This window comes from Nonomuraea antimicrobica, assembly GCF_039536965.1.
In the GTDB taxonomy this organism is placed as follows: Bacteria; Actinomycetota; Actinomycetes; order Streptosporangiales; family Streptosporangiaceae; genus Nonomuraea; species Nonomuraea antimicrobica.
In genome coordinates this window covers 1-10,199 of the sequence record NZ_BAAAZP010000283.1, presented here as the reverse complement: position 1 = coordinate 10,199, position 10,199 = coordinate 1, and the positions used below count along the sequence as shown (strand labels likewise).

Genomic DNA, 10,199 nt, shown 5'->3' with positions numbered 1-10,199 from the left:
CGGCGCCGAGCTCGGGCACCTCGATACCTGCACGCTCCTTCAACCAGGCCGCAGCCATCTGCCGGTGGCACCAGGCCCCCGGCCGGTCCAGCCGGTCGAAGCACAGCAGCACCAGGGGTCGCACCGGATCGAGGTCGGCGGCGATCTCCTCGAGTTCGGCCAGGATCGCCTCAATGCCGGCGGTCTCCAGGTGCCGCAGGTAGAGCGGCTTGTACGCGTCATGGGTCAGGCCGAGCATCTTGCGGGTGGGGGCGAGGAGCGTGGCGTTGCCGGCCAGGGTGTACCCGAGCGGGCCGCGGGGTGCGCCGACCGTAGTGCGGACGGCGTGGCCCATGCTGGGGATGAACTCCTGGTAGGTGCACGTAGCGAGGGCATATTTCATATCTTGATCATATTCTCTTACTTTACTGATAACAACGATGACGGGCCGGGTTCATCGATTTTGGCGGTGGCTCTCTCCTTCGGTCAGGATCGGACGATGTGCGCCTGCACAGCCGCTCCAAGGTGGCCTGCAGGATCTGGTCGGCGTGGCCGTTGATGGGAGGACTCCTCCACCTCGCCTACGATCGTCATCAGCTTGCGGAAGGCGACCATGAAGCGGGCCGCCGTCGTGGCGTCTTTCACCAGCTCCTTGTGGTGGGCTTCCACTGCCTTGCGGTGCGCGTAGGCGCGAGACGGGCCGTTGCCGATGGCCAGGGTGTCGCCGACGTGGATGAGGACGTTGCCGCCGAGGTCCCACACGATCGCGTTCACGGCTGCGCACGCGGCGGCGATCGGGTCGATCTCTCCCATCGACCATCCGAATTGGTGCGGGTCATGGCCTCGCATGCGCATGAGCAGCGCGGTCGAGCGCAGCAGGCCGCCGGTGCCGGCGGTCGGCTCGTCGATCCACTGGCCTGGCTTCAGCTCGTCGCCACAGTCAAACACGATGCGGGCGATCAGGTCGGCCATGTCGGGTGGGGTGTGGATCTCAGCGAGCGCGAGGCGCGCTCCCTCCGACCGCAACCGGCTCAGTAGCATCCCCAGGAGATCGGCCTCGCAGCGCATCACGGGGTTGGGGTCTCCGGTGATGGCAAGCAGCCCGCTGCTGAGCGCGGCGTGGGTGACTGCGTGCACGGTGTCGATCACCTTCGCTGGCGGCTCCTTTTCCTCGTTGAGCCACTCATGGATCGGTCTGGCGATCTCCACCAGGTAGGGGTGCCGGATCCATGCGTAGCCCCATATGCGCTGGTGGAACTTCAGCAGTTCTCGCTTGCGGAGGCCGAGAACGAAGGTGGTCGTGTCGGTGCCGTCTGTACCGGTCTGCCCCAGCAGCGCCAGGCCCGCGACGATGCCCAGGGGGATGGCGAGATTGTCGCCGACGCGCCGCCGGTGCCACGTCTCGGCGGCCCGCTCGGCGATGTCGCCGGCTGAGCGGCGGGTCAGCTTGTACTTGCGGTCGCCATCGACCAGGGGAGGGCTGGGCTGGGACTGCGGTGCCGCTCCCCCGGCGGGTGTGGGCCGCGGGGCCGTGGGTGGCGTGGGCAGCCGCGTCGTTGTCGCCGGCGTGGGCGTGGGCAGCGAAGGGGCCGTCGCTGGAGGTGCGAGCGTGAACAGGTCGAACTGGCGCGAGTCCGGGCCGGCCTGGCGGCGTCGCCGGGCCATCACTTCGTCTCGCCTTCTGTGCGGCTGTGCGCGATGCGGATCACGGGTGAGGTTCCTTCCTTCAGATGGCGAACAGCTCGTACTGCTGCTTGGGGTGGCTGCGGTGCCAGCTGTGGTTGCGGACGGTGCACCCTTCGTGGCCGGTCGGCACGATCGCGAGAACGGAGTGGACGGTGACACCGGACGGTGTGAACGCATCCCGGGGCAGCGACACGAACTCGCCGTCGTTGGCCTTCACGTGCCACCGGAACTTCTTGGTCACGAGGTCGCTACGCCAGAGCACGTACTCGGGCATGACGGCCACCAGGACGGCGTCGTCGCCGAGGAAGCCCAGAGCGTGCTTCACATGCGCGATCGCGCTGTCGAACGGCGGGTTCATGACCACTCGGCTGAACCCTTCCGGGTAGTCGAGCGGGTGCACATCGGCCAGGAAGTCGCCGTGGATGACACGTCGGGCGAAGTCGTGGCGGCGCAGCACTTCGATGCGGCGGGCGTCGATCTCGACGACGTCGACCACGGCGCCGCGGGCGGCGGCTGGCCCGGCGATGCAGCCGGTGCCGGCGGACGGCTCCAGCACGGTCAGTCCCGGGCGCCGGTCGCTGATGCCGGCGTGCTCCAGGACCTGCTCGACCACGGCGGGCGGGCTCGGGTACCAGCCCTGCTCGTACCGTGACGGGAACTCGGCCGATGCGATCACCTGGAGCATGAACTCCTCGGTCTGGTGGTCGAACACGTGGGCGCGGACCTTCTTACGGCCGTCCCACCTGGCGCCGGCCATCCGCAGGATGCGGTCCACATGCTCGTATAGCGGCCTGTCCAGCTCGAACGGGATCTGCACGCGATCGCCGACGATGACCACGCGCGGGTCTGCCAGTACGGCGAGCACATCGTCGGGGATCTTCACTTCGCCCCGCCTTCCGCCTGCTGCAGCAGGGTGCGAACATCCTCGGCCAGCGCGGCCGCGGTGGCGTGCTCGCTATCGCTGCTCGTGCCGTCGGCAGCGCGGTCCCAGGCGGCCAGTCGCTCCGTGAGGTTGGCCCGTACGGTGTGCGGAAGTACGACCCTCGCTGAGGGCTGGGGCCCGCCTTGGTTCGCCGTGGGAACCGTGTCGGTGTGCCACCAGCAGGCGACCAGGGTGGCGGGCCCGTCCGTGCTCAGCTCGATGAGCTGGACCTGCCGGTAGCCATCGGTCACGCCGTCGATGGCGTGGGTCTTGAAGCGCGCTCCCTTGTAGGCGTCGATGATCTCGTTGGCCGCGTGCTCGCTTTCGGCCGGTAGCTCGACGGTCGCCGTGGTGGGCACGTCGAACAGGAACTTGAGCATGTTCGGTTCCTTCCGTGTGGTGGTGTCCTCGGGGCGGACAGCCGCCCCGAGGGCGAGAGGGTCAGGCGGGCGGCATGTCGTCCGGGCCCGACGCCAACGCAGTGAGAGCGGCCAGGACATCGGGCAGCGAGTCGAGCCGACGGCCGGGCTGGGATCTGGTGTGGATCCAGAACGCGTGCGCGAGGCCGCCGTCGTGGCCGTAGGTGATGGTCAGCGCCTTCCCGTCCCGCTCGTAGTGGGCGGAGTCGGTGGTGGTGAAGGTGACGGCGAGGCCGCCAGCATGCGCGGCCCGCGCGACGGCGGCTCGGGCGGTGCCCAGGTCGTGTCCGGCGATTGCGGCAGGGCCTGTCGCGGTCAGCTGGCGGTGCAGGTCGGCGCGGCGGAGCAGCGGGATCGCCCAGGTGCGGCGCGGCTGGACGTCAGGTAACGGGAGATCGGACACGTCGAAGTCGGCGTGGAGCGAGCCGGTTCGCAGCATCCCTTGCATCAGGTGAGCGAGCCGGTAGCCGGGGTCGCAGATGAGGGCCGTCTCCAGGGCTCCGGTGCCGTGCTTGGCGTCGCCGGCGAGGAACGCGGCGCAGGCGGCCAGGGTGGCGACGGGCGCAATGAACACCGGCTCAGTGCGCATGGCCAGGTTGGTCCACGTGTCCGACCGGTTCGCCGCGTTGGCGGGGTTGATGGCCTGCAGCGCCATGTCACGGATCCGGTCGATGTGGAGGGCCAGGACGAGGGGCAGGTCGTCCGGCGAGGCCAGTGCGCCGTTGTGGAAGGTGTCGAGCAGGCGCAACGCCTCCTTGACGTAGGCGTCGATGTTGGCGGTCGCGGCTTGCACTGCGGCGTTCACGGTGGCGGTGATCTGCGCGCGGTCGGCGGCGGTCATGGGGTGTGCCTCCTTGAGGGCATGGGAAATAGCCCCCGGGGCGGGCGGCCCCGGGGTCAGAGTGGGGAAGATCAGATGAGGCCGCCGCTGATGGCGTACCAGCGGCCGAGCGTCTCGCCGTACTCGCTGTGCTGGCCGTTGTCGACGATCTCGACGTCCGGGGAGTAGCCGCCGTCGGTGCGGACGGCGACGGCGGTGACGGTGGCGACGTTGCCGCCGCGCAGTTCGGCCTTGGCCGGGGCCTTCACGTAGCCGATGTAGCCGCCCTTGAGGTCGCCGACGGTGCGGGCGGCGTCGGCGGCGCGGGCGCGGCGGGCGTCGCTCGACTTGGAGGGGGTGAACCACTGGCCGGTGATCCGGCCGCCCTCGTCGAGGAGTGCGAAGTAGGCGCCCCACTGGCCGTGCATGAGCTTGGCGCGCACCAGGTTGCCGTTGAGGTCGAACAAGGCGGGAAAAAGGGCGACTCCGTCGGCCTCGGTGATGGTGGCCTGCAGGCGGGCCTCCTGGGCGTTCTGGCTGTGGGCCCACTGGCTCAGCGCGCCGTCGGTGCCGCAACGCTCAAAGGAGTCGTACGCGGCCTGGTCGTCGCGGGCGGCCTGCTCGCGGAGGGCGGTGGCGGTGGCGGACATGCGGGGCTCCTTCAGTAGTTTTGGGGCTTTTTGTTTACATCATCATCATAACTTTTTATGATCTTGATAGCAATGTGATCGCGCCTGAAAACGATCGTTTTCGCAGGTCAGGCTGTTGGTGTGCGGCTTCGCTTGGTGTGTCGCTAGAACAGCGACGTCTGGATCGCAGGCAAGCGCATCGGCCCACCCGGGGCCGGCCGCATCACCGCCATCAGATAGCCGCCGCCTGGCGCGAGGCCGGGCACATGCCGGCTCCCCAGGCCGTGGCGCAGTTCACGTACGGGCCCCTGCCGGTCCAGCCACTCAGCCGGGTACACCGCGCGGACCCCCTCCTTCCAGCGGGCGAGCGGCTGCGGCTTGTCGGTGTGGGGCCGATGCACCACGACCGGCATCGAGCGCCATCCGGGGAAGGCATGATCACAGCCGTCCTCCACCGCACGATTCTCATCCTCTTGAAGCGGCCCCGCGTGGCCGCACCCCTTGCAGTACGACCTGTACCGAGAGCCGCGCGTCGGTTCATCATCGTCGTTCGGCGCGGACGGCCGACTCCCTTCACCTGCACGCCGAGCCCGGGCGGTGATGTTCCGGACAGCGACGCGACAGTTCCCGCCCACAGGCTGATCGGCATGGGTGATGGCGACGCGGATGTGGTCGTCATGAGCAGGCGCGGGCTCACTCATCGCGGTTCTCCTCTCCGTGAAGCCCTGAGCGCGCGCTTGCGGCGGTCACTCTCCTGCTGCATCTGGCCCAGCGTGCGGTTGCCCAGGAGGCGCACGGCCGTCGGAATCCGGTTGACGGACATCCCGACTGGGCTCGGGCCCTGCACGGCCAGCAGGTCGGAGGTCGCCTGCGAGTGCCAGCCGGCCTGGCTGATCGCCGCTTCGGTGGGAAACACGTCAGCGACCCGGTCGGTGGCCGGGTCCAGCAGGGCGTCGTGCTTGCCGCCCAGGGAATAGACCCAGGCCAGGTTGGGCGGTGGCTGCGGCTCTACCATCCGTTTGAATCTGCTCACCTCCTTCGTGTAGGCGTAGAAGAACGTCTCGGGTCGGGCGGCGATAATCCGCAGCCAGGCCGCAAGGTAGCTGTCGGTGAAGAAGTCGCCGGCGTCGTGGATGCGCACCGCCGCGTGGCGGAAGCGCCGCGAGGCGAGTTCTGCGCGCATCGACTGCTCCCACCCTTCGAGGTCCTCCACGACGAAGCGGAGGTTGGCCACGTGTCGCTCGAGTACGTTGCGGAAGCGGTACGTCCCGAAGAGGGCGTAGCAGATGTCGGCGCAGGTGGACGCGGACGGACACGTCACGATCTTCCGGCCCGACGGCAGCACGGCCGCCAAGGCGGGTAGCGTCCAGTTCCAGATACGTTCCGGGTCTCGTCTCAGCCGAGAGTTGCGCATGAGCAACTTGCTCGGGCGCTCTGTCGCCAGCCCGACCTTGGGGAGGTCGAACAGCGTGCCCTGGATGCGGTTTACCTGCCTGCTCATGGCCTGCCCCCTCGTGTATTGCGCGGAACGCAGGCCAGGGGCTTCTGGCCGGTGCTCGGCTGAGGGCCTTTAGAGGCGGGCTGGTCTGCGGGCATGGCGGCGCCTTTCGGTGAGCCGGAGAGTCGGGGGACAGACGTCGCATTTCATATCCAGATCGCAAGATGTGGCGTCTTTGATATGCCGGAGGGCGCGGGGCAGCCTGGCTGCGACAGGCCGCCCCGCATGGTCAAAGGCGGAACGTCAGGACGCGTTCAGCCGCTCGGCCAGAGCCTCCATCTCGCTGCGCGAGCCCTGCAACGCGGCCTGGCCTGGCTTGGTCCGGTAGGCCAGGCCGGTCTCCAGGTCGAGCAGGTGCCAGGGGCCAGGGCTGGTGTGGCACGCCACCTTGTACCGTTCGGGCATGTCGTACGGCGGCCTCCGCTGGTCCAGCGTCGGGTTGCACGTCGGCAGCCATCCCGACCGCTGGCCATGGCTCCTCGTCAGGTACAGCCTTTTGCCGCCCTCGGCGAAGCATTGACGCATGAAGTCCAGGTCGCTGATGTCGTTCTTGCTCTCGACGCTGATGACGGGAGCGCGGGACTTGAACGTCAGAGTCATCCGTGTACCGATCGTGCGGCCTTCGCCTCCGAGGGCGGCGAGAATCGTCTTCGGGCCCGCGTTGAACCGCAAGCGGCTGCCGTCCAGCGAGATTTCCATGGCGGCGGCCGGCTCGGCCGCCACCGCCAACTCGGCCAGGGCGATGACCTGGGCCAGGTCGTAGGCCACGGTGTAGCCGGGCTCCACGTTCATCATCGGGATCTCCCTTCCTCGCGCGGACGTCGAGCCGGCCGCGCGTCGCTGTCGTGCGCTCTGGCATTGCGGAGAGTCGCACCAAGGGCTGTCGCGGCGAACGGTTCCGGCCCAGACGAGGGCGCGGGGCCGTGCACAGCACCAGGCGCAGGCGGGTGCAGCCTGGTGGACGGTGAACGGTGTGACGGTGATGGGCAAGGACCAGCCGCGGGCGGCGCGGAGCATGCTCGCCACGCGGGCGTTGCCGACCGGGTCGGCGGGCAGAGTCCAGGTGATGTTGAGGTAGGTGACGCGATAGAAGCGGCGTGTCAGCGTGACGGTCCTCACCGCCCCCTCCTTCCTGGCACATCGGGGGCGACCATGTCGCCCCCGATGTTTCTTATGATAGTGATAGCGTTCTAGGCGTGGTTGATCACGGCAGAGTCCTGCGTGGCCTCCATGGCGGCCTCGGGCGTGGCCTGCGTGCCGCCCGCACGGACGGCCGCTGCCATCTGCGCGTCACGCAGGGACTTATTGGCCTTGACGGCCAGGCTCTGCAGGTGGGTGATGCGCTGGCGCTGAGCGGCGAGCCCGCCGGGAGCTCCCGCCAGGAGCAGGGCCAGTTCGCCGGGCTCCATGGTGGCGATCTCGGACAGGACGGTCCCGATCTCGGACATCCGGTCGATCTTGCCGAGGAGCTTCTTGCGCTCCACCGTGATGCGTTCCTGCTCGTCGTTCGAAAGGTCGGCGAACAGGGGCTCCTGGCCGTCGTCGGCGAGCGCCTGGGCCGCCTCATCGGCGTCGGCGAGGACGAACATGGCGCCCTGCTCCCCCTGCCGCTTCTCTTCGGCCGCGCATGCTTGAGCGAAGGCTTCGGCGTCCCGTGCGGCTGGGAAGTCGCCTCGCACCCACCTGGACAGGAATCTCACCTGGTTGTCGTGGGCGAGCTTGGCGACGTACCAGGCGAGGTTCACCGGCAGATGCCCCTTGGCCATGGCTTCCTGGACGGCGGGGGCGAGCTGGAGCAGGTCGATGCGCCAGCCGACGTACGCCGGGGACTTGCCGCACATCTCGGCGACCTCTTCTATCGAGTACCCGGCGTCGACCAGGCGCTGGAACGCCTTGGCCTCCTCCATCGGGGTCATGTCGGCTCGCGCGACGTTCTCGGCGACCTGCTTGGCGAGGGTCATCGGGTCGCCGTCGGCGACGCCGAGGTGGACGTTGGCGCGCAGCTTGGTGATGCCGGCGATCTGGGCGGCCCGCCAGCGGCGCTCGCCCGCGATGAGGAGGTAGGTGTTCGCCGGCCCGGGGCGCACGGCGATCGATTCGAGCTGGCCGAGCTTCCTCATGGAGGCGGCGAGTTCGTTCAGCTTGTCCTCGTCGAAGTGCTCGCGCGGCTGCTCCGGGTCGGGGAAGATCGCGGAGACGGGGATGGTTCGGGCGACGATCTTGCCGGCGCCCTTCGCCTTCTCCTGCTGCGGGGCGGTCTCCTGGCTTTCGGTGGTCGGAGCGGTGGTCATGGCTGCCTCCTTGGTGGGGTGGTTTGTGTTGTTGTTGATATCATCATCATAACTTTTTACGATCTTGACGTACAGTGGATTTGCACGTTTTACCTGCGAAAATGTCTGAGGATGATGCCCGCCCGGTCGCTGCCGGGCGGGCATCATCCGGCGGTCACGCCAGTCGCATCGGCATGATCAGGTAGGTGTACCTGTCCATGACCTCTTCCGGTATCTCGCCGTCCTTCTCCTCCGGGACGACTCCGACGAGCACGGCGGGGGACGTCGAATTCGTCATCCGGAACCGCGTCACCGGACACTTGATGGCCGACAAACCCTCCACCAGCAGCTCGTAGTTGAATGCGATCGAGAAGGTGTCCTTCGGCCACCCCACCGGCAGCTTCTCGAAGGCGTGCGAGTCGCCGTCATCGGCCACCACCATCAGGCTGTTGTCCTTGTGGAAGTTCAGCCGTACCGGCGACCCGCGACCGATAACCAGCGTCACCCGCTTGACCGCCGCCAGGAGCTGCTCGGTATTCAGATCCGCTTCGTGCAGGAACTCGGTCGGCACGAAGTTCCGGTACTGGGGGTACTCCGGTTCGAGGAGCCGAACGGTCGTGCGACGGCCTCCGCCTGACATGCCCAGCAGCTGTCCGCCGTGCTCAGCGTCGAGGGTCACCCCGATCTCCACGTCATCGACGGCGGCGAAGCTCTTGGCCGCGGAGGCGAGCAGCCGCCCCGGGACCACCACCGCGGTGGCGACATCTGGTGCCGCCGCCCGCCAGGTCAGCTGACTGACGGCCAGGCGGAAGCGGTCGGTCGCGGCCATGGTCACCGAATCGCCTTCGATCTCCATGCGCAGGCCGGTAAGCATGGCCAGCGTCTCGTCCTTCCCCACCGCGACGACCGTCTGACCGACGGCGGCACCGAAGAAGTGGCCCGAGACCCGGCCTGCAGGGGGCGGCATCTCAGGCAGGTCGGGGTAGTCCTCAACCGGCATGCTCGTCAACGTGAAGTGGGCGTCTCCGCACGAGAGAGAGACCTTGGCTCCGTCGATGCTGCCGTACACCTCGTAGTCGGCGAGAGCCTTCGTGATCTCGGCGAGGAGCTGCCCGGGCAGGAGCAGTTCCGCAGGGCGCTCGGCTGCCACGTCGATGGTCACCTCAGCCGAGGACTCGTAGTCATACGCCGACAGCTTCAGCTTGCCGCCGGCGAGGTCGAGACGGATTCCGGCAAGCGCCGGCACCATCGGGCTCTGCGGCAGACACCGGGCGACCCACGACACAGCCTGGGCGAACTTCTCCCGCACCACTCGGAAGTGCACGGGCGGCGGCGCGTCCTTCCTCCTCGCGGGCCTGCGCCTCTTGGGCTTCGGCTCGGAAACCGCCTCCGACTCCGGCTCGGGCTCGCCCGACGGCTCCGGCCCTGCTCCGGCCGCGCCCTCCGGCTCAGGCTCCGCTCCATCTGCTGCCTCCGGCTCGGGCTCGACGTTGGGCTCCGCTTCGGAATCGGGTACGGGTTCGGTTTCCGCGTCGGCGGTCGGCTCGTCCTCGGCCTCAGGTAGGTTCACCGTCTCCGGTTCGGCCTCGGAGGCGGGTGCGCCCTCTGGCTCCAGCTTCTCTTCGGGTGCTGCCTCGGACTCGGGTTCGGTCGGGGTCTCCAGTGCGGACTCCGGGTTGAGGTCGGCTCCTGATACGGGTTCGATCTCCGGGGTGAGCTCGCCCTCGGGGGACGGCTCATCCTCTCCGGTGGTCGTGGCCTCCGGCCCGGGCTCGCCCTCTTCCGTGGGGGCAGAAGCCTCGCCCTCCGGGGCGGACTGCTCAGCCGGGGCCGCCTTCTTCCTTCCGCCTAAGGGCCGCGGGCTGCGCCTGCGGCGCTTGGACGTGGCCGTGCCGTCCGGCGCAGGTGCGGCGTCCGGTGCAGATGGTGCCGTCGCGGCCGAGGGCTCTTCAGCGGGACCGACGTCGGCGGGGGCG

General features: G+C 68.6%; 11 protein-coding genes. All 11 read right to left on the bottom strand.

Annotated features, from left to right (window positions below):
- Positions 1-382 (bottom strand): hypothetical protein (locus ABD844_RS52690; RefSeq protein ID WP_344897828.1); only part of this gene is annotated, 382 nt, incomplete at its 3' end.
- Positions 383-465: 83 nt separating this feature from the next.
- Positions 466-1,644, bottom strand: coding sequence for an N-6 DNA methylase (locus tag ABD844_RS52685; RefSeq protein WP_344897826.1), 1,179 nt, complete (start codon positions 1,642-1,644; stop codon positions 466-468).
- Between the two features lie 61 nt (positions 1,645-1,705).
- The gene (locus ABD844_RS52680; RefSeq protein WP_344897824.1) at positions 1,706-2,548 is read right to left on the bottom strand and encodes a hypothetical protein; all 843 of its coding nucleotides are present in this window, start codon (positions 2,546-2,548) and stop codon (positions 1,706-1,708) included.
- Complete coding sequence (locus ABD844_RS52675) at positions 2,545-2,967, bottom strand: hypothetical protein (RefSeq protein ID WP_344897821.1); 423 nt, start codon at positions 2,965-2,967, stop codon at positions 2,545-2,547. The genes ABD844_RS52680 and ABD844_RS52675 overlap by 4 nt, the downstream gene beginning before the upstream one ends.
- Before the next feature lie 61 nt (positions 2,968-3,028).
- The gene (locus tag ABD844_RS52670; RefSeq protein ID WP_344897818.1) at positions 3,029-3,847 is read right to left on the bottom strand and encodes a DUF4192 family protein; all 819 of its coding nucleotides are present in this window, start codon (positions 3,845-3,847) and stop codon (positions 3,029-3,031) included.
- A gap of 71 nt (positions 3,848-3,918) precedes the next feature.
- The gene (locus ABD844_RS52665; protein WP_344897814.1) at positions 3,919-4,476 is read right to left on the bottom strand and encodes a hypothetical protein; all 558 of its coding nucleotides are present in this window, start codon (positions 4,474-4,476) and stop codon (positions 3,919-3,921) included.
- A gap of 143 nt (positions 4,477-4,619) precedes the next feature.
- Complete coding sequence (locus tag ABD844_RS52660) at positions 4,620-5,156, bottom strand: DUF6349 family protein (RefSeq protein ID WP_344897811.1); 537 nt, start codon at positions 5,154-5,156, stop codon at positions 4,620-4,622.
- Complete coding sequence (locus ABD844_RS52655; protein ID WP_344897808.1) at positions 5,153-5,956, bottom strand: GP88 family protein; 804 nt, start codon at positions 5,954-5,956, stop codon at positions 5,153-5,155. The genes ABD844_RS52660 and ABD844_RS52655 overlap by 4 nt, the downstream gene beginning before the upstream one ends.
- A gap of 240 nt (positions 5,957-6,196) precedes the next feature.
- Complete coding sequence (locus ABD844_RS52650; protein ID WP_344897805.1) at positions 6,197-7,072, bottom strand: hypothetical protein; 876 nt, start codon at positions 7,070-7,072, stop codon at positions 6,197-6,199.
- A gap of 71 nt (positions 7,073-7,143) precedes the next feature.
- Positions 7,144-8,244, bottom strand: a complete 1,101-nt coding sequence (locus ABD844_RS52645; RefSeq protein WP_344897802.1) for a ParB/RepB/Spo0J family partition protein — start codon at positions 8,242-8,244, stop codon at positions 7,144-7,146.
- Positions 8,245-8,398: 154 nt separating this feature from the next.
- The coding region (gene dnaN, locus ABD844_RS52640; RefSeq protein ID WP_344897799.1) for a DNA polymerase III subunit beta at positions 8,399-10,199 on the bottom strand (1,801 nt) is incomplete at its 5' end.

What these genes read in the sequence shown, in the direction of transcription:
- ABD844_RS52685 (WP_344897826.1), bottom strand. Translation starts at nt 1,644, where the DNA reads ATGGCCCGGCGACGCCGCCAGGCCGGCCCGGACTCGCGCCAGTTCGAC.
- ABD844_RS52675 (WP_344897821.1), bottom strand. Translation starts at nt 2,967, where the DNA reads ATGCTCAAGTTCCTGTTCGACGTGCCCACCACGGCGACCGTCGAGCTA.
- ABD844_RS52670 (WP_344897818.1), bottom strand. Translation starts at nt 3,847, where the DNA reads ATGACCGCCGCCGACCGCGCGCAGATCACCGCCACCGTGAACGCCGCA.
- ABD844_RS52665 (WP_344897814.1), bottom strand. Translation starts at nt 4,476, where the DNA reads ATGTCCGCCACCGCCACCGCCCTCCGCGAGCAGGCCGCCCGCGACGAC.
- ABD844_RS52660 (WP_344897811.1), bottom strand. Translation starts at nt 5,156, where the DNA reads ATGAGTGAGCCCGCGCCTGCTCATGACGACCACATCCGCGTCGCCATC.
- ABD844_RS52655 (WP_344897808.1), bottom strand. Translation starts at nt 5,956, where the DNA reads ATGAGCAGGCAGGTAAACCGCATCCAGGGCACGCTGTTCGACCTCCCC.
- ABD844_RS52645 (WP_344897802.1), bottom strand. Translation starts at nt 8,244, where the DNA reads ATGACCACCGCTCCGACCACCGAAAGCCAGGAGACCGCCCCGCAGCAG.